This is a genomic window from Pseudonocardia sp. Cha107L01 (assembly GCF_052566575.1).
On sequence record NZ_CP199579.1, the window covers coordinates 3219523 to 3242849 of the forward strand.

General features: G+C 73.5%; 22 protein-coding genes. 15 read left to right on the forward strand and 7 right to left on the reverse strand.

The genetic code is table 11. The features are described from left to right. Positions 1–18 precede the first annotated feature (18 nt). Both ACTXG6_RS15220 and ACTXG6_RS15225 read right to left on the reverse strand, forming a co-directional pair. The gene (locus tag ACTXG6_RS15220) at positions 19–1968 is read right to left on the reverse strand and encodes a lipid II flippase MurJ (RefSeq protein WP_445188453.1); all 1950 of its coding nucleotides are present in this window, start codon (positions 1966–1968) and stop codon (positions 19–21) included. A gap of 63 nt (positions 1969–2031) precedes the next feature. After that, positions 2032–3561 (reverse strand): FAD-dependent monooxygenase, encoded by a 1530-nt coding sequence (locus ACTXG6_RS15225; RefSeq protein WP_445188454.1) that lies wholly within the window; start codon positions 3559–3561, stop codon positions 2032–2034. A gap of 116 nt (positions 3562–3677) precedes the next feature. Between ACTXG6_RS15225 and ACTXG6_RS15230 the strand changes: the two genes are divergently transcribed. The 3 genes from ACTXG6_RS15230 to yczE all read left to right on the forward strand — a co-directional run bounded on the left by ACTXG6_RS15230 (position 3678) and on the right by yczE (position 6804). After that, on the forward strand, positions 3678–4187 hold the full coding sequence (locus ACTXG6_RS15230; RefSeq protein ID WP_445188455.1) for a MarR family winged helix-turn-helix transcriptional regulator: 510 nt from the start codon (positions 3678–3680) through the stop codon (positions 4185–4187). A 103-nt stretch (positions 4188–4290) separates the two neighbouring features. Beyond that, positions 4291–6000, forward strand: coding sequence for a linalool dehydratase/isomerase domain-containing protein (locus ACTXG6_RS15235; RefSeq protein ID WP_445188456.1), 1710 nt, complete (start codon positions 4291–4293; stop codon positions 5998–6000). A 78-nt stretch (positions 6001–6078) separates the two neighbouring features. Next, complete coding sequence (gene yczE, locus ACTXG6_RS15240; RefSeq protein WP_445190012.1) at positions 6079–6804, forward strand: membrane protein YczE; 726 nt, start codon at positions 6079–6081, stop codon at positions 6802–6804. A 32-nt stretch (positions 6805–6836) separates the two neighbouring features. On the opposite strand, the gene ACTXG6_RS15245 is transcribed toward yczE, so the two are convergent. Together ACTXG6_RS15245 and ACTXG6_RS15250 are read right to left on the reverse strand one after the other, a co-directional pair. Then, positions 6837–7460, reverse strand: coding sequence for a phosphotransferase (locus ACTXG6_RS15245; RefSeq protein WP_445188457.1), 624 nt, complete (start codon positions 7458–7460; stop codon positions 6837–6839). After that, complete coding sequence (locus ACTXG6_RS15250) at positions 7451–8920, reverse strand: MFS transporter (RefSeq protein WP_445188458.1); 1470 nt, start codon at positions 8918–8920, stop codon at positions 7451–7453. Before ACTXG6_RS15250 ends, ACTXG6_RS15245 begins: the two co-directional genes overlap by 10 nt. 191 nt (positions 8921–9111) lie before the next feature. On the opposite strand from ACTXG6_RS15250, the gene ACTXG6_RS15255 reads away from it, so the two are divergent. Both ACTXG6_RS15255 and ACTXG6_RS15260 read left to right on the forward strand, forming a co-directional pair. After that, positions 9112–9465, forward strand: a complete 354-nt coding sequence (locus ACTXG6_RS15255; RefSeq protein ID WP_445190013.1) for a YciI family protein — start codon at positions 9112–9114, stop codon at positions 9463–9465. Continuing rightward, a complete protein-coding gene (locus ACTXG6_RS15260) occupies positions 9465–10727 on the forward strand; it encodes an RNA polymerase sigma factor (protein ID WP_445188459.1) in 1263 nt (420 codons plus the stop codon). Before ACTXG6_RS15255 ends, ACTXG6_RS15260 begins: the two co-directional genes overlap by 1 nt. Positions 10728–10742: 15 nt before the next feature. Here the strand turns inward: ACTXG6_RS15260 and ACTXG6_RS15265 are convergent, their stop codons facing one another. After that, the gene (locus tag ACTXG6_RS15265; protein ID WP_445188460.1) at positions 10743–11501 is read right to left on the reverse strand and encodes a DUF2306 domain-containing protein; all 759 of its coding nucleotides are present in this window, start codon (positions 11499–11501) and stop codon (positions 10743–10745) included. Between the two features lie 147 nt (positions 11502–11648). Between ACTXG6_RS15265 and ACTXG6_RS15270 the strand changes: the two genes are divergently transcribed. Next, a complete protein-coding gene (locus ACTXG6_RS15270; RefSeq protein ID WP_445188461.1) occupies positions 11649–12332 on the forward strand; it encodes a TetR/AcrR family transcriptional regulator in 684 nt (227 codons plus the stop codon). A 107-nt stretch (positions 12333–12439) separates the two neighbouring features. Here ACTXG6_RS15270 and ACTXG6_RS15275 read toward each other — a convergent pair whose 3' ends face one another. Further along, complete coding sequence (locus ACTXG6_RS15275; protein ID WP_445188462.1) at positions 12440–13783, reverse strand: cytochrome P450; 1344 nt, start codon at positions 13781–13783, stop codon at positions 12440–12442. Between the two features lie 185 nt (positions 13784–13968). On the opposite strand from ACTXG6_RS15275, the gene ACTXG6_RS15280 reads away from it, so the two are divergent. Further along, positions 13969–14883: a D-2-hydroxyacid dehydrogenase family protein gene (locus ACTXG6_RS15280; protein WP_445190014.1), complete on the forward strand. Its 915-nt coding sequence runs from the start codon at positions 13969–13971 to the stop codon at positions 14881–14883. Between the two features lie 394 nt (positions 14884–15277). Beyond that, positions 15278–16054: an alpha/beta hydrolase gene (locus tag ACTXG6_RS15285; protein ID WP_445188463.1), complete on the forward strand. Its 777-nt coding sequence runs from the start codon at positions 15278–15280 to the stop codon at positions 16052–16054. Here ACTXG6_RS15285 and ACTXG6_RS15290 read toward each other — a convergent pair. Next, entirely contained in the window at positions 16051–16284 is a 234-nt protein-coding gene (locus tag ACTXG6_RS15290; protein WP_445188464.1) for a hypothetical protein, read from the reverse strand. The two genes, ACTXG6_RS15285 and ACTXG6_RS15290, sit on opposite strands and share 4 nt — an antisense overlap. Positions 16285–16434: 150 nt before the next feature. On the opposite strand from ACTXG6_RS15290, the gene ACTXG6_RS15295 reads away from it, so the two are divergent. The 7 genes from ACTXG6_RS15295 (at position 16435) to ACTXG6_RS15325 (ending at position 23295) form a co-directional block, all read left to right on the forward strand. Further along, a complete protein-coding gene (locus ACTXG6_RS15295; RefSeq protein ID WP_445190015.1) occupies positions 16435–16497 on the forward strand; it encodes a putative leader peptide in 63 nt (20 codons plus the stop codon). Between the two features lie 158 nt (positions 16498–16655). Continuing rightward, complete coding sequence (locus ACTXG6_RS15300; RefSeq protein WP_445188465.1) at positions 16656–17810, forward strand: LLM class flavin-dependent oxidoreductase; 1155 nt, start codon at positions 16656–16658, stop codon at positions 17808–17810. After that, positions 17807–19012: an Rrf2 family transcriptional regulator gene (locus ACTXG6_RS15305; RefSeq protein ID WP_445188466.1), complete on the forward strand. Its 1206-nt coding sequence runs from the start codon at positions 17807–17809 to the stop codon at positions 19010–19012. The genes ACTXG6_RS15300 and ACTXG6_RS15305 overlap by 4 nt, the downstream gene beginning before the upstream one ends. Next, the gene (locus ACTXG6_RS15310) at positions 19009–19491 is read left to right on the forward strand and encodes a cupin domain-containing protein (protein ID WP_445188467.1); all 483 of its coding nucleotides are present in this window, start codon (positions 19009–19011) and stop codon (positions 19489–19491) included. Before ACTXG6_RS15305 ends, ACTXG6_RS15310 begins: the two co-directional genes overlap by 4 nt. A 77-nt stretch (positions 19492–19568) precedes the next feature. Then, positions 19569–20549, forward strand: coding sequence for an ABC transporter substrate-binding protein (locus ACTXG6_RS15315; protein ID WP_445188468.1), 981 nt, complete (start codon positions 19569–19571; stop codon positions 20547–20549). Between the two features lie 44 nt (positions 20550–20593). Then, entirely contained in the window at positions 20594–21937 is a 1344-nt protein-coding gene (locus tag ACTXG6_RS15320) for an MFS transporter (protein WP_445188469.1), read from the forward strand. Beyond that, positions 21934–23295, forward strand: a complete 1362-nt coding sequence (locus tag ACTXG6_RS15325; protein ID WP_445188470.1) for an LLM class flavin-dependent oxidoreductase — start codon at positions 21934–21936, stop codon at positions 23293–23295. The genes ACTXG6_RS15320 and ACTXG6_RS15325 overlap by 4 nt, the downstream gene beginning before the upstream one ends. Positions 23296–23327: the final 32 nt, after the last annotated feature.

The following is a 23327-nucleotide window of genomic DNA, read 5'->3' on the forward strand; positions in this document are numbered from 1 at the left end:
CCCTCAGCCCGACTTCTCTCAGCCCGACAGTCCGGAGCCCGGCGCGGCGGACTCCGGTACGGCCGCCCCGGCGGCGGTGCTCTCCGCGCAACCCCGCCGATGGTGCCGCGACGCCCACCGTCCGGCGGGCAGCCCGGTCTCCAGGTCGGTCGGCACGAGGCTCGCGGACGCCGGCCGACGCCGCCAGCGGTCGCCCGAGCTGAGCAACAGCAGCACCAGCGCATAGGGGACCAGGGCAAGCAGACCGCAGGCGACCAGCAGTGCCAGCTCGAGCGGGCGGGCCGGTGCGAGCGCGGTGACCACCCACCAGCCCAGCGCGATGACCGGCAGCATGGCGGCGGTGGCGGCGGTGACCGTCAGAGCGTGCTTCCGGTCGAACATCGGCTCGGGGCACATCGCCCGGCGCAGCCGGATCAGCGCGGTCAGTCCGCCGGCCAGCTCGCCGGCCAGGATCGCCACCGCCAGGCCGGTGAGCCGCCCGCCGGCCACCGGCAGCAGCAGCGAGCCGGCGCTGACCAGCACGGTGGCACCGAGTGCGGTGAAGCTGGCCAGCCGGGGCCCGCGGTCGTCGAGCCGGGCGAACAGCGCCTGCTGCCCGAAGTCGTGCAGCCCGCCGATCAGCTGGGCGAACGCCACCACCGCCAGGCAGGCGGCCAGTTCGGAGATGAGCTCGCCGTCCCGCAGGCCGCCGTTGGCCAGGATGTCGGCGGTGGGCCGGGCGAACACCGCGAGCAGGCACAGCAGCGGGATGCCGACGACCATCACGTAGAACACGCCCTGGCGCCAGGCGGTGCCGAAGCGCCGGTGGTCGCGCGCGGTCATCGCCTCGGCCAGGCCGGGCAGCGCGGCCATCGACACCGCGCGGGCGCCGACGAACGACAGTGCGTAGAACACCTGGTAGGACAGCTGCACGATCAGCACGCCGCCGGGGATCGTGGCGGCCACCACGGTGAGGCCGTAGTTGGCCACCGCCGGGCAGGCGGCCACCGGGATCGACCGGGCGATCCGGCGCAGCGAGTCGCGGGCGTCCGGGTCGTCGCGCCAGCCCCGACGCGGCCGCAACGCGACGCCGGCCCGGTACGCGCCGTAGCACTGCAACGCCGCGTGCAGCAGTACCGAGCCGGTCGTGCCCAGCCCGAGCAGGACCATCATGGACAGCGGCGCCTGCCCGACGTCCAGGCCGCCGCCGTAGATCCACACCGTGACCAGCAGCGTCGCGATCGTGCCCATGCTCTCCACTGCCGGCGCCGCCGCCGCGAGCGCGAACCGCTGCCGGCCCTGCTGAGCGGCCACCCCGAGCTCGGCCACCGTGTAGAGCAGCACCTGCGGCGTCACGAACAGGATCAGCACGATGCTCAGCAGCCAGGCCTTGCCGCGCTCCGGCTCGGGCACGTCGAACACCAGCGTCCAGGCCAGCGCCGGCGACAACAGCGCCAGGCCGACCGCGCACAGCCCGGCCACCGCGAGCAGTCGCCCGGCCACCCGACCGAGCACCTCGGACGCCCGGTCCAGCCCGCCGAGCGCCGCGGCACGGACCACGGCGGGCACCACGACCATGCCGAGCACCGGACCGGCCATCACCGTGAAGACGTTGCTGGGCAGCACGTAGCCGGCCTGGAAGACGTTGCTGAAGTAGGTCGAGCCGAGCAGCGCCCCGATCACCAGTACCCGCAGCAGGCCGGCGACCCGGCTCAGCAGGGTCCACGCAGCCACCGTCACCGAGTTGCGCACCGTCGAGCCGGTGCCGCGCTCGGCCGTGCCGGTGCCGGTGCCGGTGCCGGGCTCCGTCGTGCCGCCTCGCTCGGCGCCGTTCACCAGGTGCTCCGGGATCTTGGCCGCCGGTGCGGCTGGCACCTCGATTCGCCGTTGTCCATCGCGGACGAGCAGTGGGTCGCGCCGGTCATCGGCCACCGCGTACTCGTCGAACCACGGCTCGTAGGGTACGTCGTCCCTCGACTGTCGGTGCATGGCGCGCGGACGGGTGGCGCCCGCACGGCCGGGTGCCGAGGGGGTGGCGGACCGGTGACCGGGTCAGCGGTGCAGCACGGTGCGCAGCGCCTTCGCCAGCTCGCCGGGGTCGGCGCCGCGCCAGGCCACGATCCCGTCCGGGCGGACCAGCACGGTGCCGCGCGGGTCGGCGCCCAGCGGAGCGGCGGTGTGCACCTCATGGGCCCGCAGGTCGATCTCCAGCTCGGCGGCCGCCGCCCGGGCCGCCGCCACCCCGTCCGGGGCGCCGGTGAACACCAGGAAGTGTGGGCCGAGCAGCTCGCGCGGTGACACCGGCCCGTCCGGCCCGGTCAGCCGGGTGTGCGGCACTCGGGTGCCGGGCCGACCGGACGGCGCGTCGGGGTCGTCGAACATCGCCGCGCCGGCGCCTGGCTCGGCCACGAAGGCGCCGGCCGGGCAGGCGTAGCCGAAGCCCAGTGCGACCGGGTCCATCGGCTCGCCGATGCTCTCGTCGGCCAGGTCGGGGCGCTGCCGGACCACCATGTTGGCAACCTGCCAGTCGCACATCGCCTCGGCGTAGGGCCGGCGCTCGGCGTCGTGGCTGTCCAGCAGGGCCGGGCCGGCGTCGCCTCGGACCACGGCGGCCAGCTTCCAGCCCAGGTGGTAGCCGTCCAGCAGCGCTGTGTTGCCGCCCTGGCCACCGGTCGGCGGCATCACGTGCGCGGCGTCGCCGACCAGCAGCACCCGGCCGGCCTGGAAGCGGTCGGCCACCCGGTGCCCGATGTCCCAGGTGGCGCCGCCGAGTACGTCGAGCTCCAGGTCGGGTACGCCGACCAGGGTGCGGATCACCGCCGCTGTGGCCGCTTCGTCCCGCTCCGGGTCGGCCGCCATCCCGGCCACCCATTCGCCCTGCGTGTCCGTGCTGACCAGCACACCGGAGCCACCGGGCAGCGCGGCGTTGCGCAGGTAGTGCAGCACCACGGCGTCCCCACTGGCCCATGCGGAGAGGTCGGCCGTGAACCGCACGGTCGTCATCCGTTCGAAGATGCCCCGCCCGTGCGAGCCGATGCCGGCCAGTTCGCGCAGCCCGCCCCGGTGGCCGTCGGCGGCCACCACGTACCGGGCGCGCACCTCTCGCACCAGGTCGCAGTCCAGCGAGCGCAGCGTCACCGTGGCGCCGGCGGGGTCCTGGCTGACCGCTTCGCAGCGGGTCCGGAAGCGCAGCCGGGCGCCCAGCTCCCTGGCCCGGGCGGTCAGCGCGGCCTCGGCCCTGGCCTGGCTGGCCAGGCCGACCGGCGCGGGGGAGTACCGGGTGAGGTCGGGGTAGGTCTCGCTGAGGCTGTGCAGCACCGGCCCCGCCATGCTCCCCGAGATCACGATGCTCACCGCTTCCCGGCCCGGCGGGGCGGCGGCCAGGATGGCCCCGGTCAGGCCGGCGGTGCCCAGTGCCTCCATCGCGATCGGGTTCTGGCCGCGCGCCTTGGGCTGCACGGAGGTGCCCGGGTGCCGGTCCACAACCAGCGCCGGTACCCCGTGCAGGCCCAGGAAAACCGCGGTGGACAGCCCGGCGAGGCCGGCTCCCACGACCAGGACGTCGGTGCTCTCCTCGACCATGTGCCAAATCCCTTCGCCGGACCCTGGACAATTCGATGCGGTGGACAGCTCCGCTGCCGAGGTATCTTGACACGTGGGATATCTCGATGCATCGGAATAAATCCTGAGGAGGCGCGGTGTCGACCGGTAACCGGGGCGAGCGGGAGGATCAGCTGGTCGCGATCCTGCGCGAGCGGGCCAGTCGCACGCTGATGTTCCACCAGGCGGTCACCGACCTGGCCGGTCTCGGGCCCACCGACATGAAGGCCCTCGACCTGGCGCGCAACGAGGCTGACCTCACCGCAGGGCGGCTGGCCCAGATCACCGGGCTGAGCACGTCGGCGACCACGGCGGTGCTGGACCGGCTCGAGCGGCGCGGCTTCGTCGAGCGCCGCCGGGACCCGGCCGACCGCCGCAAGGTCGTCGTGATGGCCACCGGCCGGCACGACAGCGTGCTGGGGTCGATCTTCGGCGAGGTCGAGTCGTTCACCCGGGAGGTGCTGGCGGACTACGACGAGGACCAGTTGGCGCTGCTGGCCGAGTTCCTCGAGCGCCTCAACCGGGGCAGCGACCGGCTGACCCGGCAGGTCACCGCGCGGCCCCGGATCGGCTCGGCCGGGGTCTGCCAGCGGGCCGCGCGGGACTGAGCGGCGGTGCTGTCCGGCTTGTGGCGCGGGACTGAGTGGCGCGGGGCTGAGTTGTGGCGCGGGACTGAGTTGCGGTGCGGCACTGAGCTGCCACGATGGGTCCATGACGGACACCGTGCTCGGCGACCGGGCGCTGGGCTGGCTGCGCTTCCTGCACCGCAAGGCCACCACACCGGACGACTGGAGCGCTTCGGGCCGCCCGGCGCCGTGGTGGGACGACCGCAGCACCCCGCCGGTGCTGAACTTCGCCCGGTTCGACCTGTCCGAGTCCAGCTACGCGGTGCCGATGATGGCCGATGTCACGCCGGCCTGGCGCGAGGTCTACGTCGAGATCATGGACGGCCTGCTGGCCCGGCACACCACGCACTGGGCGGCGATCGACTGGCTGACCCAGATCGGGCACGACCCGGACCGCGCCAACTATCCGGCGGAGATGGTCAAGCTCTGGATGCCGTCGCACCTGGCCGGCAACTACGACATGCCCGGTTGGACCGCCAACGGGGTCGAGCCGTGGGGCCTGGCACCGGATCCGGTCGGCGCGGAGGGCAACCTGTTCTTCAAGGGCTGGTTCAACCTGATGCTGGGGTTCCACGGTTACGTGTCACGGGACCGCCGGTGGAACGAGCCGTTCAACGTGGCCGGGCTGGACGGCGCGAGCTTCTCCTGGACCCACGACGGCATCAACGCGCTGCTCGCCCGGCAGTGGACACAGCGCCCGGAGGGGCCGCACTGCGAAAACACCAAGATCTGGCCGTACTGCCTGAGCGCGGCCGGCCTCGGGCTGCGGATGCACGACATCCTCACCGGCGGCGCTGACCACTGGGTCTACGACCAGTGGCTGGAGATCGCCCGACAGCGGTTCCTCGGCATCACCCCGGGCGGGCGGGTCGAGTGGATGGCGCTCTACCACGACCCGATCGCCGACTACACGCACCGCGCTGGGCCGACCGCCGGGCTGTCGGTGGCCATCTACCTGCTGCCGCAGGAACCCGCGCTGGCCGAGATCCTCTACCGCACGGCCGTGGACAAGATCGGTTGGAGTGACCCGGCGCGGCCGGTCCGATCGCTGCCCGATCCGAGGTTCCTGCTGCTCGGGGTGGTGCTGGCCCGCGAGTTCGGCGACGAGATCACCCTGGCCCGGCTGTCCCGGTACGCGGCGGACACCTTCCAGCCCGGGTTCGCCGGGGCGGGGCTGGAGACTCCCGACGAGTTCGGCTGGGGCTTCGGGCTGGACGAGCCGTACCCGCGCGGCCAGCTCAACGGGCTGCTGATGATGGCCGAGATCGGGGCGCCCGGGGCCTGGTCGCGGGTGTTCACCGAGCCGAACCTGGCCAAGTTCGACGAGCCCACGGTGTGCGGGGTGGACTTCCCCCGCCTCGGCATCCGGGAGGCCTGGAACTCCCCGGCCCGCTCCGATGGCTCCGCCCGCGCGGGCGGAGCCATCGGAGCGGACAGCGGCGCGGTGCTGCACATCGGCAGCTACCCGGCCACCGCGTCCGAGCGCGGAGCGCCGACCTCGTTCCGGGTCACCCAGCTGCCCGATGCGGCGTCCTGCGTGCTGCGTTGCGACGGCGCGCCGTACCCGCGCTGGCGGGTGCTCGACCCGCACACCATCGAGGTCGACCTGGACGTCGGTGAGCACCGGATCCAGGTGTTCAGCACGTCGGCCGCCGCCGCCGACTGGAGGCCCGACCCGGCCTCGGCCTCCCGCCCCGCCGGACCGGCCGGACCGGCCGGGTCCGATGGTGCACCCGGCGGTCCCGAGCCGCTCCCCGCTGTCGGCGTCCCCCGCCCACCCTGCCCCTGCTGCTGACCACCCGGCCGCCGCTCCCGGCGAGCAGGCCAGCGACCTCGGATTGGCCCTCGACTCGATCTCCGGCGCCGCATAGAACTGGGAGTCGTGGTTACCTCCCGAAAACTGGACCTCTCGCCGGTGAGCCTCCGGCAGCGCCCGGTCACCCGACTCGCCCAGCTGCTCGTCGGCCTGGCGCTCTTCGGTACCAGCATGGCGTTGTTGTTGCGGGCCGGGCTCGGGTTGGACCCGTGGGATGTGCTGCACCAGGGGCTGGCGCCTCGGCTGGGCTGGAGCTTCGGGGCGGTCACCGCGCTCACCGGCGTGCTCGTGCTGCTGGTCTGGATCCCGCTGCGGCAACGCCCCGGGGTGGGCACGGTGGCCAACGTGGTGGTGATCGCGCTGTCGGTCGACCTCGCACTGGCGCTGATCCCACCGGCGACCCGGTTGGGCTGGCAGATCGCGCTGATGGTCGGCGGTGTGGTCCTGAACGGGATCGCCACCGCCTGCTACGTCGGCGCCCGCCTCGGCCCCGGTCCCCGGGACGGGCTGATGACCGGGCTGCACGCCAGGACAGGGTGGTCGGTGCGGTGGGCGCGCACCGGGATCGAGCTCACCGTGCTGGCCGCGGGGTGGCTGCTCGGCGGCACGGTCGGCGTCGGCACGGTGCTCTACGCGCTGGCGATCGGCCCGCTGGCCCAGCTGTTCCTGCCCTGGATGGCGTACCGACCCGCGCCGCGTCCCACGGTGGTGCCGGCGTGCGCCGCGGCCGCCCCGACACCGGCCCCGGGCGTCGTGTGCGGCGAGGAGCCGCTGGCGGGGTGAGTCGGAGTGCGCCCAGGCCGAGGTGGCCGACGTCAGTGGCGCGCCAGTAGCTCGGCGAGCCAGCGCCGGGCCCGGTTGTCGGTGCGCACCGGGTGGTCGGCCGGCAGCACGCCGCGCCGCACCCGGTCGTCCAGGTGGAGCTCGAGCAGCACCGCCACCCGGTAGGCCGCGAACAGGTCGAACCACGCTCTGGCCCGGGGCGGCCGCCCGGTCCGGTCGCTCCACCCCAGCCACACCTCGTCCTCGGTCAGGAAGCCGGGCAGCGGCGGATCGGTCCCGGCGCGCAGCCGGTTCATCGCGTTGAGCCAGCTGACGTCGAACTCGGCGGCGCCGGTGCCGGCCAGCTCCCAGTCCAGCAGCGCGACCACGGCGAACCGCTCGTCGACCACGGTGTTCGCCGGCCGGGCGTCACCCCACAGCAGTACCGGGTGGCCGTCGTCCGGCGGCATCGTCGCGGCGAGCACCCGGTGGGCCCGCTCCAGCGGGTCGGGCGGGTCTGGCGGGTCGGGCGGGTCGCCGCCGGGCGGGCTGGCGCGCTGGCGCCGGCACCAGGACAGGTGGTCCGCGTTGAGGTAGAAGCGGTCGAACCAGCCCGGCGCCGCGCCCGGCGGACCGTGCGCGGCGAGCTGGTCGTCGACTGTCGTGGTCAGCGGCAAGGAGACTCCACGGGGTCGGCTCGGCGCCCTGATTCTGAATCGATATTAAAAAACGGCGCGCCGCTGACGCTACCCCGGGGCAGTAGGAGCAGCGCGGCGAGCAGCCCCAACACGGCGAACCCGCCGGCCACCCCGAACCCGACCTGCTCGCCGAGCACCAGCCCGGCGTCACCGAGGTGCCCAGCGGGACGCGCGGCGCCGGCCACCGCGGCGGCGACGCTGGTGCAGACGGCGACGCCGAGCGCGGTCCCGATGCTGAACGAGGTGTCGACCACCCCGGCGGCCAGCCCGGAGTCGGCGTCCGCCGCGCCGTCCAGAGCGGCGATCTGCGCACAGACGAACGCGGCGCCCATACCCACGCCGAAGACGAGCTGGCCGGCGATCAGCACCCCGAGCGAGCCGGCGGTGGACACCTGGGTGAGCAGCAGGCAGCCGCCGGCGAGCAGTGCCGCGCCGGTCACCGCCACCCGGCGCAGCCCGACCGCGAGCGCCAGCCGCTGGCTGACCAGGCCGCCGACCACCGAGGCCACCGTCATCACCGCCGCGACCAGCCCGAACCGCAACGCCGACCAACCCAGCGCCAGCTGTACGTGCCCGGTCAGGGTGATCAGCATGCCGTCCACCGCCATGCCGGCGGCGAGGACGAGTGCGTTGCCGCCGAGCAGGGTCCGGGAGCGCAGCAGCCGGCGCGGTATCAGTGGCGCCGCCGAGCGGGACTCCAGCAGGCAGAACAGGCCCATCAGGGCAGCCGAGGCGGCCAGCGTGCCGACGGTCCGCCAGGTCCAGCCGCCGGTCGGCAGGTCGACGATCGCGTACACCAGCAGCACGAGCGAGGTGGTGCTGGTCAGGACGCCGGGCAGGTTCAGCGGGCGCCGGCTCACCGGGGTGCCGATGTCGCGCAGCAGTCCGAGGCCGAGCGCCAACACGGCCAGCCCGACCGGGACGTTGATCAGGAACACCCAGCGCCAGCCGAACGCCTCGGTGATCACTCCGCCGAGCAGCAGCCCGGAGGTGGCGCCGACGCCGCCCAGCCCGCCCCAGATGCCGAGCGCCCGGTTGCGCTCCGGCCCGTCCGGGAAGGTGGTCATCAGCAGCGACAGCGCGGCCGGCGCGATGACGGCCGCCGAGATGCCCTGCAGCGCGCGGGCCGCCACCAGGAACTCCACCGACGGCGCCAGCCCGCAGAGCAGGGCGGCGGCCACCCGCAGCGCCATGCCGGCGAGGAACACCCGCTTGCGCCCGAGCAGGTCCGCCAACCGCCCACTGCACAGCAACAGACCGCTGAAGGCCAGTGCGTAGCCGGTCACAGTCCACTGCACGCCGACGGCGGAGACACCGAGCCCGGCGGAGATGGTCGGCAGCGCGGTGAGCAGGATCGTGCTGTCCAGGACGGTCATGAAGAAGGCCGCGCCCAGCAGTACGAGCACCTGCCAGCGGCGGGGGTCCGGTCGGTCGGTCATCACGCACTCCTCGGTCGGCGGTGAGCCCGCGGCGGCGGGCTGTCACCCAGTGGTCGGAGACGGGACCGAGTTCCGGACATCCGGCGGCGGCGGAAACCTCTCGCGGTGGCGATGTCGCTTGCGCCACGGTGGCTCCGACCTGTTGGCGAGACCTGTTGGCGCGACCCCGAACGGAGTGAACCGTGAAGTACATGATGTTGATCTACAGTTCGCCGGCCACCTGGGATGCGCTGTCCCAGTCGGAGCGCGACCAGATGGAGGTCGACCACTCGGAGCTGTACCGCGAGCTGGTGCGGTCCGGGGAGTGGGTGGGCGGCAACATCCTCGCCGACCCGTCGCGGTCGATCGGCGTGCGGGTACGCGGCGGTACGGCAGTGACGACGGACGGGCCGTACGCCGAGGTCAAGGAGCACCTGGCCGGCTACGACGTGGTGGACTGCGAGAGCCTGGAGCGGGCGTTGGAGATCGCCGCCCGGATCCCGGACGCCGCCGTCTGCGGGGTCGAGGTGCGGCCGATCATGGACGTCGGGGGTTTGGAGATGTGATGGCCCGGGATGTCGCGGCGGCCGACGGGCAGTACGGCGGTCTGCTGCGTGAGCTGGCGCCCCGGGTGCTCGGCGCGCTGCTGCGCCGCCACGGCGACTTCGACCGCACCGAGGACGCCGTGCAGGAGGCGTTGCTGGCGGCCGCGTTGCAATGGCCGGCCGAGGGGGTGCCGCGCAACCCGCACGGCTGGCTGGTCACGGTCGCCTCCCGGCGGCTCACCGACCAGTGGCGCAGCGAGGCGGCGCGGCGGGACCGGGAGGCCAACGCCGCGGCGATGGCAGCGGCCGCAACCCCGCCGGCCGACAGCGGGTTCGACACCGCCGACGGGGCCGACAGCGACGACACGCTCACCCTGCTGCTGCTCTGCTGCCACCCCGCGCTGAGCCCGGCGTCGCAGGTGGCGCTCACCCTGCGCGCGGTGGCCGGCCTGACCACGGCGCAGATCGCGAGCGCGTTCCTGGTCCCCGAGGCCACCATGACCCGGCGGATCACCCGGGCCAAGCACAGCATCGAGGAAGCAGGCGCGCGGTTCGGCCCGCCACCGGACGGGGACTACGCCGAGCGGCTGGGCGCGGTCCTGCACACGCTGTACCTGATCTTCAACGAGGGATACACCGCGACCAGCGGCGACGAGCTGCACCGCGCCGAGCTGACCGGTGAGGCGATCCGGCTGACCCGCCAGGTGCACCTGCTGCGCCCGGCCGACGGCGAGGTCGCGGGGCTGCTCGCGCTGATGTTGCTGACCGAGGCGCACCGACCGGCCAGGACCACCGCCGACGGCGCCCTGGTGCCGCTCGCCGAGCAGGACCGGAGCCGCTGGGACGGTGCGCTGCTGCACGAGGGCATCGAGCTGATCACCGCCACCCTGCCCCGTTCGGTGGTCGGCCCGTACCAGCTGCAGGCGGCCATCGCGGCGGTGCACGGCGAGGCACGGCGCGCCGAGGACACCGACTGGCCGCAGATCGTGGCGCTGTACCGGATGCTGGAGCGCCGGGCGCCGAACCCGATGGCCACCCTCAGCCACGCGGTCGCGGTGGCCATGGTGGACGGCCCGAGAGCCGGCCTCGACCTGATCGCCCCGCTGGACGACGACGACCGGATGGCCGGGCACCACCGGCTCGCCGCCGTCCGGGCGCACCTGCTGGAGCTGGCCGGCGAGCCGGTCGCCGCCCGCGAGGCCTACCTGCTCGCCGCCCGGCAGACCACCAGCGGCCCGGAACGGCGCTACCTGCGGGGCCGCGCCGCCGCGCTGGGCGGGTGACGGCTGGTCGTCGTTCTAGGTTGCGGCGGCCGGCTTGCGGGCCGGAGCCGGCTTGCGGCGCAGCACGTACCACTCGGCGAACAGCAGGTTGGCCACCCAACTCAGCCACACCGAGGCCGCGGCGGCCGTCTGGATCCGCGTGGTCTCGTCGCCGCCGAACAGCCCCGCGACCGACGGCACGTCGATCAGGATCAGTAAGAGGATCAGCCAGACCCGGTTGAACACGATCGACAGGGTCAGCGCGAAGTTGCGGACCATCCAGGTCCGGTGGTCGGCGAAACGGCGCTGTCGGGCCGCGCGGTAGCCGGCGGCCGCGGTGCCCAGCCAGAGCACGGCGAGCGTGGTGTTGCCGACGGCTGAGGTGAACCCGGTGCTGCTGACCGGCGCCACCCCGAGCACCAGCACGCCGGCCGGGAAGACGCCGCCGAACAGGTACAGCCGCCCCGACCACCGGTGCACCCTCGGGAACCGGCCGCGCAGCCACGGCCAGACCTGCAGGCAACCGGCCAGCAGCGCAACCGAGCCGAACATGATGTGGCCGACCAGCAGCGGGTAGTGCAGCGGATAGTCCGCCCGGGTCGGCAGTCGGGACCTCGCCGGGTCGAATCCGAGGTAGGGCGGCAGCGAGAAGATCAGGAACGGCACGCTCAGCACGATCAGTGGCGGTAGCCAGGCACGTTGCCGCGAGGTGCGGCCCCGGCGGGGTGGGCCGTCGGGCGCGGCATCGGGGGCTGCCTCAGGTGGTGTCTCGGTGGGAGCGGGGTGAGAAGTCATGGGCCGGCGGGCTTCCTCTGGTCGAATACTGCGTATTGAGTACGCAGTGAGCATGTCGGCCGCGGGGCGTATGAGATACGCAATAATCGGCCGGCGTCGGAGTGGCGGCGGAACCTCGGAGTGGGCGTCGGAGCCGGAGGAGGGCGCGTGGACAGTGAGGCGCTGCTGTGGGGCGAGGTGAGTACCCCCAGGCGTGGTCCGAAGCCGCTGCTCAACCGTGGCCGGATCGTGTGCGCCGGTATCGACATCGCCGACGCGGAGGGGCTGGACGCGTTGTCCATGCAACGGGTCGCCGGTCGGTTGGGCGCGGCAACCATGTCGCTGTACCGCCACGTGCCGGGCAAGGCCGAACTGGTCGCGCTGATGCTCGACGCCGCGATCGGACAGCCACCGGAGCTCCCGGGCGACACCGGGTGGCGGACCGCGCTGGCCGACTGGGCGCGCGGCAACCGGGATGTCTTCGTGAACCACCCGTGGACGTTGCCGCTGGTCACCGGCGCCCGGACGATGGGGCCGAACGAGCTGGCCTGGACAGAGGCGGCGCTGCGGGTGGCGTCCGGAACCGGGCTCCCGACGGCTGCGCTGCTGGACGTGCTGCTGTTGATCAACGGCTACGTGCGGGGTGCCGCGGTGGGGCTGGCCGGCGGGCCCACCGTGCCGGGTCCGGAGACGCTGCTGAGGTTCGGGCTGCTGGACCACTACCCCGTGCTCGCCGGGGTGCTCGACCGGGCCGGCACCCCGGAGGGGCCGGTCAGCCAGGATGCCCGGTTCGAGTTCGGGCTGGCGAGGGTGCTCGACGGCATCGGCCTGTACGTCCGCACGCACGGCTAGGGCTCACGCGAGCTCGGTCCGGCCAGTGGTCAACTCAACCTGAGCCGGGTTCGATCACGGTTTCGGGACGGCTCAGGTTGAGTTGACCATGCAACTCCCGGCGCGGCTCAGCTGACCGCGAGGATGCGGGCGAACGGGCCGGACCGGGGACGCATCGCGGCGAGCCCGACCGGGCCGGCGTCCGACGGTTCCAGCCGCGAGGACACCCGCTGCAGCAACCGTTCCAGCAGCACGGTCAGCTCGGTGGTGGCGAACGCGGCGCCGAGGCAGCGGTGTGGGCCGCCGCCGAACGGCAGGTACTCGTGCGGCCCCGGCTTGCGGGCCTCCGCCCGGTCCGGGTCCCAGCGGGTCGGCTCGAACCGCAACGGGTCCGGCCACAGCTCCGGCAGCCGGTGGGTGACGTAAGGGCTGTAGATCAGCTGGCTGCCGGCGGGCACCTCGACGCCGGCGAAGCTGAACGGCTCGGCCACCGACCGCACGCTGACCACCGCCGGTGGATACAGCCGCAGTGTCTCGCTGACCACGCCGTCCAGGTACCGCCAGCCCACCGCGCGGTCCAGGCTGGCCCTGGCCTGGCGCCACACCGAGCGGTCGGTGAGCAGTGCGCGCACGGCCCAGGCCATCGCGGCGCTGGTGGTCTCGTAGCCGGCCGCGATCAGGCTGATCACCTGGTCGGTGATCTCCCGATCGGTCAGCCCGGAGCCGGCGTCGTCCCGGCTGCCGACGAGCAGGCTGAGCACGTCCGAGCGGTCCGGGTCGGCAGCGGATGCCCAGGTGGCCGCGCGCCGCCGCTGCTCGACCTCCGCCAGGACGCGGTCGGCGACGGCCGCCCTGGCCGAGGTCGCCCGGCGCCAGGCCGGCGTTCCGAGCCGCTGCAGCCGTTGCCACGGCGGTGGTCGCTCCACCACGGCGAGCGCGTGCTGCAGCAGCCGGCCCAGCTCGGGCTCGTCGTGGGCCAGTCGGGGGCCGAACAGCACCTGGATGGTGGCGCGCCGGATGACGCGGCGGAACTCCTGGTAGAGGTCGACCCGCTGGCCGGGGCGCCACTTGTCGATCGCGGCGTCGGCGGTCGCGCGCATGGTCCGCGCGTAGCCGTCGATCTGGCGGCGGGTGAACGCCGGCTGTACCAGTCGCCGCCGCCGCTGGTGGTCCGCGCCGTCGCTGACGATCAGCGCCGTCTCGCCGTCCACCACGACCAGCGCGTCGAACGCCTCCCGCCAGCGGAACAGCTCGGAGTGGCCGAGTACGAACCGGTTCGCCTCGGCGCCGAGCAGGAACACATTCCGGGTGGACCCGACCCCGAGGGTGCACACCGGGCCGAACCGGCGGTACAGGTTCGGCAGCGCGCGGTGCGGATCGGTGGCCAGTTCGACGGTGCTGCGGAGCTGGTCGATCGCCCGGCGCGCCCTCGGTTTCGGGCCCGCCCCGATCAGTGGCGCGGTCGTGACCATCCGCTCATCTAACCGCCACCGGCCGGCTCTCAGGTACCGCAATCGCCCGGCGGGTGGGCGGCTGCCCGGTACGGGGTTAACTGGCGGCGGGACGGGCGCGGGATACGGGGATACCGGGATATTCCGGAAGGCAGGTTGCGGTGAAGCGCAGGTGCGCGGTGCTGGACGACTACCAGGGCGTGGCCATGGACATGGCGGACTGGGGCCCGGTGCTCGGCCAGGTCGAGGTGGACGTGTTCCGCGAGCACCTCGACGACGAGGACGCACTGGTCGAGGCGCTGGCCGGGTACGAGATCGTGGTGCTGATGCGCGAGCGCACGCCATTCCGGCGCGCGCTGCTGGACCGGCTGCCCGCCTTGCGCCTGCTGATCACCACCGGGATGCGCAACGCCTCGGTGGACGTTGCGGCCGCGGCCGAGCGTGGCGTGCTGGTGTGCGGTACCGGCGGCCTGGGCACCGGGACCGTGGAGCTGACCTGGGCGCTGATCCTGGACCTGGCCCGGGGTGTGACGGCGGAGAACGTCGGACTGCGCGCCGGCGGACCCTGGCAGCGGACCGTGGGGATGGACCTGGCCGGCGCCCGGCTCGGGGTGCTCGGGCTCGGCCGGCTCGGCGCGCAGGTGGCCCGGGTCGGGCTGGCCTTCGGCATGGAGGTCTCGGCCTGGAGTGCGAACCTCACCGAGGAGCGCGCCGCCGAGGTCGGGGTCCGGCTGGCCGGGTCGAAGGCGGAGCTGCTGTCCGGCAGCGACGTGGTGAGCGTGCATCTGGTGCTGTCCGAGCGGTCCCGGGGCATTCTCGGCGCCGAGGAGCTGGCGCTGCTGCGCCCGACGGCCTACCTAGTGAACACCTCGCGCGGCCCGCTGGTGGACGAGTCCGCGCTCATCGAGGCGCTGCGGGCCGGCCGGATCGCCGGCGCCGGGCTGGACGTGTTCGAGGTCGAGCCGCTGCCCGCCGACCACCCGTTCCGCTCGCTGCCGAACGTGCTGGCCACCCCGCACCTCGGCTACGTCACCCAGGGCGGCTACCGGATCTTCTACCGGGACATCGTCGAGGACATCGCCGGCTACCTGGCCGGGAAGCCGGTGCGCACGCTGGAGTGAACGCCCGGGATCTGTGATTTCCCCAGGCCCCGGAAGGCGTTAAAAGAGGTACCGTTTCCTCGGGAGTTGTTACGCGACGCCACCGGGAAGGTGCTGCGCACTCCGCTGTGCGGCCGGCCCGGAGCGCGAACTCCGCTTCGCCAAAGGGGGCCAGGCATGAGTGCGCCGAAGGTTGAACACCGCGTCCAGTTCAGCGCCAGGGCCAGAGTGATCCACGGGTTGGCCCGCTGGGTCGCCCGGCCGGTCCTCAGTCTCTGGCCACTCACCCCGACGAGCCTGCGGGTGCTGCCGGCGCTCGAGCTGCTCGCGGCACTGCGGAAATGCGCCAGCCGGCACCCGGACCGAGCGGCTGCGCATCGGCGGCTTCCTGGTCGAGTGGGTCAAGGCCGACGGGGTGGCCCCCGGCCTGCCCGACCCCTCGGCCGGCGCGGTGCTGTACTTCCACGGCGGTGCGTTCGTCAGCGGCGGCATCGGGACCCACCGCCGTTGCGTGTCCGCATTGTCCCGGACCTCGCGCAAGCCGGTGCTGTCGGTGGCCTACCGACAGTTCCCGGCGACCCATCTCGGCGGCTCGGTGCGCGACGGCGTGTTCGCGTACCGGTGGCTGCTCGCGCACGGCTACCCGGCCGAGAGGATCGTCTTCGCCGGCGACTCGGCCGGTGGCTACCTCTCGTTCAGCGTCGCCCTCGACGCGATCGCGGCCGGGCTGCCGGCGCCGGCCGGGGTCGTCGGTATCTCGCCGCTGCTCGACTGGGACTGCACCGACAAGCAGGTGCACGCGAACCTGCGCCGGGACGCCTACATCCCCGGCCGCCGGCTGCCCACCCTGTACCAGCTGATCGCGCCGGTAGCCGGTCCGCTCGACCCGGAGCTGTCGCCGATCAACCGAGACCTCCAGGGGCTGCCGCCGGTGCTGCTGCAGGTAGCCGGGTCGGAGGTACTGCGCTGCGACGCGGAGGCGATGTCGCGGCGGTTGGCCGCCGCCGGGGTGGACTGCACGCTGCAGATCTGGGACGGCCAGATCCACGCCTTCCCGGTGCTCGCCGGCCTGTTGCCGGAGGCGATGGCGGCGTTGATCGAGGCCGGTTCGTTCATCCAGGAGGCGACGGCGCGCCCCCGCCGCGCCGTCACCGACCTGACCGGGCCGCCCGACATGGAAGCGACCGCTTAGCACGACCTGTGCAGTACCGCCAGACCGGCGCCCGGCAGCGCGGCCGGATCCGGCGGCAACCCGTCGCCGACCAGCCGCAGCACCCCGCCCAGCCCCTCGAGCAGGGCGCGCGGGTCGATCTGGGCCACCACGAGCGCCTGGCCCAGCAACAGCAGACGGACCAGGACCGCCAGCAAACGCAGGATCCGGCGCGGCGCGGCGCGCGGCCGAGGGTTGACGGTCGTTCGCACAGACCGGCTGCCGGCCGCACAGACCTCGCACAGTCTGTGCGGCGTGCACCGGTTCTGTGCGGCCTGGGTGACTTGGTTCACAAATACAACTCTTATGGTTGAGATTGCGGGCGCAACGCGGTTAGCGTCGCCGGCGTGGTTGGACGTCTGATGCTCACCAAGCGGGGTCACATCGACCTGTCGCGAGTGTCGTCCGCCCTCTGTCCGCGCTGACCCGCACTCCGTGGCGCCGGGCGTCGCCACGTGTCGAGGTTCGGGCGCATCCGCCCAGCTCATTCCGCTACCCGGGTCGTTCGGGTACACCTGGCCCCGCGCGGACCGGTCCGCTCCGGGCTCGGTCGAGGCCCCGAGTCGTCCACGAGGAGGACACCGTGACGGTCGAGTTCATCGGGATGATCGGCACCCAGCACGTCTCCGAGATCCAGCCCGGCGTCGGGCCGCTGATCGACCGCGATTTCGTGCGGGCGTTCACCCGTGCGCACGAGGAGTCCGGCTTCGACAAGGTGCTGGTCGGGCACAGTTCGAGCACTCCGGATGGGCTGCAGGTCGCGGCCTACGCGGCGGCGCACAGTGAGCGGCTCGCTTTCCTGGTCGCGCACCGGCCGGGGTTCGTCGCGCCCACGCTGGCGGCCCGGAGCTTCGCCACCCTGGACCACTTCTCCGGCGGCCGGGTGGCGATGCACGTGATCAGCGGCGGCAGTGACGTCGAGCAGCGCCGCGACGGCGACTGGCTCAACAAGGACGAGCGCTACGACCGCACCGACGAGTACCTCGACGTGCTGATCCGGACCTGGACCGAGGACGGCCCGTTCAGCCACCACGGCCGGCACTACCGGGTGGCGGACGTGAACGCCGAGATCCGCCCGCTGCAGCGCCCGCGCATCCCGGTCTACTTCGGCGGCTCGTCGGCGGCGGCGTACCGGGTCGGCGCCCGGCACGCGGACGTGTTCGCGCTGTGGGGCGAGCCGCTGGCCGAGACCGCCGAGCAGATCGCCTCGGTGCGTGCCGCCGCCGGCGCCGCCGGGCGGGCCGAGCCGCCGCGGATCAGCGTGTCCTTCCGACCGATTCTGGGCGCGACCGAGGAGCTCGCCTGGGAACGGGCCTACCGGATCCTGGACCAGATCACCGCCTCCCGAGGTGGGCACGGCTCGTTCACCGGCAACCGGATGCGCGAGGGCACCCAGAGCGAACCGGCCAACGTCGGGTCGCAGCGGCTGCTGGCCGCCGCCCAGCGGGGTGAGCGCCACGACCGGGCGCTGTGGACTCCCACGGCCGCTGCGACCGGTGCGGCCGGCAACTCCACCGCGCTGGTCGGCACCCCGGAGACGGTGGCCGCCGCGCTGCTCGACTACGTGGACATCGGTGTCAGCACGCTGCTCATCCGCGGTTACGACCCGCTGGCGGACGCCGTCGACTACGGCCGCGAGCTGCTCCCGCTGGTCCGCCAGGAGCTGGCGCACCGCGAGCGGACCGGTGGGCGGTCGCGCGCCGGTGAGCGGGAGCCGGCGTCCGGGGCGGCCCGGTGACCGATGTCTGGTCGCCGGACGGAGCGACCTCCCGGGGCACCGTCGTGGTGCTGCCGGGTCGCGGTGAGCACCCCGGCGTGTATCAGCGGTTGGGTCGGCGGCTGGCGGTGGACGGTTACACCGTCGTGGTGGCCGACCTCGGTCCCGCCGCCGACCCGGACGACGACGCGGACCCGCATGCCGCCGCCGACCCGGACGACGCCGCCGCCCTCGCCCCGCACAGCGCCGCCGTGACCGCGCTGCTCAGCGCACACGGCACGGCATCCCGGGTGCTGCTCGGCGTCGACTCCGGCGCGCTGCTGGCCTGGCGGCTCGCGGTGGGCGGCGAGGTGGCACTCGATGCGTTGGTGCTGGCCGGGCTGCCACTGTCGCCCGCCACCGCCGACGTGCCGAGCCGGCGGGCCGAGCTCGCCGCCCGCACCGCGTGCCCGGTGCACCAGGCGCTGCTCACCGGCGACCGGTCGTTCCGCTGGGGTGAGCTGGGCACCGAGGTGAGCCGACCGCCGGCCGCGCTGGCCGACCTGCCGACTCTGATCGTGCACGGCGAGGTCGACCGGATCGCGCCGGTCGACCCGGTCCGCGAGCTGGCCGCCAGACATCCGGCCGCCGACCTCGCGGTGGTCGCGGACGGCGTGCACGACGTGCTCAACGACCAGTTCCACCGCAGCGTGGCCGCCCGACTGGTGTTGTTCCTGGAGCGGGTCGGCAAGGGCGCGGTGATCCGTGAGCAGGTCGACAACGGCGCGCCGGCCCGCCCGGTACGCGCCCGCCGTGCCGCGCCGCTGCACGTCTCGGCCCGGCTGGACTATGCGCTGCGAGCGGTCGCGGAGCTGATCACCGCCGGCGGCAGTGACCGCCCGGTGCGCTGTGAGGCGATCTCCCGTGCCCGAGGGATCCCGCTGAACTCGCTGGTCAACCTCATGGTCGAGCTGCGACGTGCCGGCTTGGTGCGCAGCCAGCGGGGGTGCGAGGGTGGTTACTGGTTGGCCCGACCGTCGTCCGCGATCACGGTTGCCGATGTGGTGCGCGCGGTGGAGGGCGAGGTGGTCTCGCTGCACGCCGACGGCCCGGACTCCTGGCTGTGGCACCAGCTCGGCCGGACCGTCGCCACGTTCCTCGAAGGATGGTCCGTCGAGAGCGTCGAGGCCAACCGGACCGGGGCGGCCGCCGAGCGGGACCGCCCGAAGGAGGCAGCACGGTGAGCGAACCCACCAACGACGCATTCCACCCGGACCTGACCCAGCGCGGCGATGCTCCGCTGCGCACCCGGCTGCACCACGTCCGCGCCGGCGAGCTGGACGGGAACACCGCGCAGAGCGGCGGCATGACCCGGCTGGCCGCGGTCAGTGGCCAGCGGGTCGGCTCGGAGGCCATCTGGATGGGGGAGACGCATGTCGCCCCGTCGACCGCGTCGGACAACCATCACCACGGCGAGTCGGAGACCGCGATCTACGTGGTCAGCGGCCGGCCCGAGTTCGTCTTCCACGACGGCACCGACGAGGTCCGGATCAAGACCGGCCCCGGCGACTACATCTTCGTTCCGCCGTTCGTGCCGCACCGCGAGGAGAACCCCGACCCGGACGACCCGGCTGTCGTGGTGATCTCGCGGAGCACCCAGGAGGCCATCGTGGTCAACCTGCCCGAGCTCTACCCCCTAGAAAGCCCAGCTCAGACCCCGTGAGTGGCGAGTGGCCTATGAGACCACTCGCCACTCACGGGTCCTGACCAGCGGGTTTGTGACGCTGTACGAGGAGACCCATGCTCAGCCCACGCCGACTCCTGCCCGCGCTGGCCGCCGCCGCACTGTTCGCGCTGGCGGCGTGTTCCGGCGCGCCGAAGGCGGACGGCCCGGTCGACCTCGCCTCGGTGACGCTGCGGGTCGGTGACCAGGCCGGCATCCAGCAGGCGTTGCTGCGGGCGTCCGGCGCGCTCGACGGCACCCCGTACAAGGTCAGCTGGGCCGAGTTCCCGGCCGCGGCGCCGGTGCTGCAGGCGCTGCAGGGCGGCGCCATCGACCTCGGGGTGGCCGGCGATGCGCCGACCCTCAACGCGTTGGCCGCCACCACGGACATCACCGTGGTTGCCGCCAACCGGTCGCCGAAGCAGGGCGGGCTGGCCATCGTGGTGCCGAAGGACTCGCCGATCAGGACGGTGGCCGACCTGCGCGGCCACACCGTGTCGCCGACCACGCAGGGCAGCATCGGGCACTACCTGCTGCTTCAGGCGCTCGGCGAGGCCGGGCTCAGCGCGAACGACGTCAAGATCAGCTTCCTGCAGCCGGTGGACGCTGCCGCCGCGCTGCGCTCCGGGGCGATCGACGCCTGGTCGACGTGGGACCCGTACACCGCCGTCGCGCAGACCGAGCAGGGCGACCGGGTGCTGCGGGACGCATCCGGGTTGGCCTCCGGGCTGAGCTTCCTGGACGCGAACAACGACTCGCTGCGCAACGCCTCGACGGCGGCCGCGATGGCCGACTTCGTCCGTCGCTTCAACGGGGCGCTGCGCTGGGCGAAGGCCAACCCGGAGCAGAACACCCGCATCTACACCGAGCTGACCAAGCGGTCCCCGTCGGTCGCCGCCCTGGTGGCGCAGCGCTCGGTCCGCGACGCCACCCCGCTCGACCCCACGGTGGTCGCCGAGCTGCAGGGGATCGCCGACAACTACCAGCGCTACGGCGTGCTGCGCAGCAAGATTGTGGTCGGCCAGCGCATCCGGGACCTCGCCGCCACCGGCTCCTGATGCCGAACCTCGAACCCGCCCGAAACCAGTCAGAGGAGCTCCCGATGGCCACCCCGACCGCGGCTGAGACCGCGAGCCCGGCTCCGGCCCGACCACGTCGGGCGGCGATCGCCGGCCTGGTCGGCACCACCATCGAGTGGTACGACTTCTACCTCTACGCGACCGCGGCCGCGCTGGTCTTCGGCCCGCTGTTCTTCACCTCGGTGGACCCCTCGGCCGGTGTGCTGGCCTCGTTCGCCACCTACGCCGCCGGATTCGGTGCCCGGCCGGTGGGTGCCCTGGTCGCCGGGCACCTGGGGGACCGGCTCGGCCGGCGCTCGATGCTGGTGGCCTCGCTGCTGCTGATGGGCGTGGCGACGGCCGCGATCGGGGTGCTGCCGACCTATCCGAGGGTCGGGTTGCTGGCACCGGCGCTGCTGGTCGTGCTGCGGCTGCTGCAGGGCCTTGCGGTCGGCGCCGAGTGGGGCGGCGCGGTGCTGATGTCGGTCGAGCACTCCGCGAACCGCCGCCGCGGCCTGTTCGGCAGCTTCCCGCAGATCGGTTCGCCGGCCGGCATGCTGCTGGCGTCGGGCATCTTCGCGGTGGTGCGCGGGTCGATGGACAAGGCCACCTTCCTGGACTGGGGCTGGCGGGTCCCGTTCCTGCTCAGCCTGGTGCTGGTGGTCGTCGGGCTGGCGATCCGGCTCAGCCTGCAGGACGCGCCGGTGTACCGGGAGGCCCGCGCGCGCGACGAGGTGGCCCGCCGGCCACTGCTCGAGGTGACCCGCACGCACCGGCGCAACCTGTGGCTGACCATCGGCATGCGGATGTCGCAGAACGCGCTGTACGTGCTGTGCACGACGTTCGCGCTGACCTACCTGACCCAGGGCAGGACGGCCGACCCCGGCGCCGGGCTGACGGCGGTGATCATCGCCTCGGCGATCGGGCTGGTCAGCACGCCGGCCTGGGCGGTGCTGTCCGACCGGATCGGCAGGCGCCCGGTCTACCTGTGGGGGGCGATCGGCGCGACGGTCGCCAGCCTCGGCTTCTTCCTGCTGCTGGACACCGGGTCGACCGTGCTGATCGTGCTCGCCATGGTGATCACGGTGAACGTGTTCCACGACGCCATGTACGGGCCGCAGGCCGCCTGGTTCACCGAGCTGTTCCCGACCGGGGTGCGCTACAGCGGCGCGTCCATCGGCTACCAGTTCGGCTCGGTGCTCTCCGGCGGGACGGCGCCGCTGATCGCCGCCGCGCTGCTGATCGCCGGCGGTGGTCGGCCGTGGCTGATCTGGGCGTACTTCCTGGTGCTCTCCGCACTGACGATCGTCTCGACCCTGCTCGCGCCGGAGACGTTCCGCACGTCGATCACCGAGCGGGACACCGGAGAGGAGAAGATCGCCGAGTGAGCCGGATCCTGCTGAACGCCTTCGACATGGCCTGCGTCGGTCACCAGTCCGCCGGGCTGTGGCGCCACCCCGACGACCAGGGCTACCGCTACCGCGACCTGGACTACTGGACGGAGCTGGCCCAGCTGTTGGAGCGCGGCGGCTTCGATGCGCTGTTCCTGGCCGACGTGCTCGGCGTCTACGACGTGTACGGCGGCTCCCGGGACGCGGCGGTGCGCCAGGCCGCCCAGATACCGGTGAACGACCCGGTGCTGGCGGTGCCGGCGATGGCGGCGGTGACCGAGCGGCTGGGTTTCGGGGTCACCGTGTCGCTGGCCTACGAGCAGCCCTACGCACTCGCGCGCCGGCTGACCACGCTGGACCACCTGACCAAGGGCCGGGTGGCCTGGAACATCGTCACCTCCTACCTGGACAGCGCGGCGCGCAACCTCGGCCGCGGCGAGCAGATCCCGCACGACGAGCGCTACGAGCTGGCCGAGGAGTACCTGCAGGTCTGCTACAAGCTGTGGGAGGGCTCCTGGGAGTCCGACGCGGTGGTGCGCGACGCCGTGCGCGGGGTGTTCTCCGACCCGGCCAAGGTGCACGACATCGAGCACAAGGGCCGCTACTTCGACGTGCCCGGCCCGTTCCTGTGCGAGCCGTCGCCGCAGCGCACCCCGGTGCTGTTCCAGGCCGGTGCGTCACCGCGCGGCAGCCGGTTCGCGGGCACCCACGCGGAGGCGGTGTTCGTCAGCGGGCCGTCGCCGGCGGTGCTGCGCCGCTCGGTGGACGCGGTCCGGGCCAGCGCCGAGGCGGCCGGCCGGGACCCGGGCGCGGTCAAGGTGTTCGCCATGCTGACCGCCATCGCCGGCGCCACGGACGCGGAGGCGATCGCCAAGCGGGACTCCTACCTGCGCTACGCCAGCCACGAGGGCGCGATGGCGCTGTTCGGTGGCTGGACCGGGGTCGACCTCGCCGACGCCGACCCCGCGCGGCGACTGGAGTACGTGGAGACCGACGCCACCCGCTCCGCGCTGGCCTCCTTCACCACCGCCGACCCGGACCGGGAGTGGACCGTCGGCGAGGTGGGCCGGTTCATCGCGATCGGCGGCCGGGGCCCGGTGGTGGTGGGCTCCGGCGCGACGGTGGCCGACGAGCTGGAGCGCTGGGTCGACGAGTCCGGGGTGGACGGGTTCAACCTGGCCTACGCGGTCACCCCCGGCACGTTCGTCGACTTCGTCGAGCACGTGGTGCCGGAGCTGCGCAGCCGCGGCCGCGCGCAGACCGAATACGCCGCCCCGACCCTGCGGCAGAACCTGGGCACCGCGCCCGGCCCGCTGCTGGCCGACGACCACCCTGGCTCGCGCTACCGCCGCTGACCCCGTGAGTGGCGAGTGGCCCCAGGGGACCA

Coding starts and splice junctions, on each gene's coding strand:
- ACTXG6_RS15220 (WP_445188453.1), bottom strand. CDS start 1,968: ATGCACCGACAGTCGAGGGACGACGTACCCTACGAGCCGTGGTTCGAC.
- ACTXG6_RS15225 (WP_445188454.1), bottom strand. CDS start 3,561: ATGGTCGAGGAGAGCACCGACGTCCTGGTCGTGGGAGCCGGCCTCGCC.
- ACTXG6_RS15235 (WP_445188456.1), top strand. CDS start 4,291: ATGACGGACACCGTGCTCGGCGACCGGGCGCTGGGCTGGCTGCGCTTC.
- ACTXG6_RS15250 (WP_445188458.1), bottom strand. CDS start 8,920: ATGACCGACCGACCGGACCCCCGCCGCTGGCAGGTGCTCGTACTGCTG.
- ACTXG6_RS15255 (WP_445190013.1), top strand. CDS start 9,112: ATGATGTTGATCTACAGTTCGCCGGCCACCTGGGATGCGCTGTCCCAG.
- ACTXG6_RS15260 (WP_445188459.1), top strand. CDS start 9,465: ATGGCCCGGGATGTCGCGGCGGCCGACGGGCAGTACGGCGGTCTGCTG.
- ACTXG6_RS15265 (WP_445188460.1), bottom strand. CDS start 11,501: ATGACTTCTCACCCCGCTCCCACCGAGACACCACCTGAGGCAGCCCCC.
- ACTXG6_RS15275 (WP_445188462.1), bottom strand. CDS start 13,783: ATGGTCACGACCGCGCCACTGATCGGGGCGGGCCCGAAACCGAGGGCG.
- ACTXG6_RS15280 (WP_445190014.1), top strand. CDS start 13,969: ATGGACATGGCGGACTGGGGCCCGGTGCTCGGCCAGGTCGAGGTGGAC.
- ACTXG6_RS15315 (WP_445188468.1), top strand. CDS start 19,569: ATGCTCAGCCCACGCCGACTCCTGCCCGCGCTGGCCGCCGCCGCACTG.
- ACTXG6_RS15320 (WP_445188469.1), top strand. CDS start 20,594: ATGGCCACCCCGACCGCGGCTGAGACCGCGAGCCCGGCTCCGGCCCGA.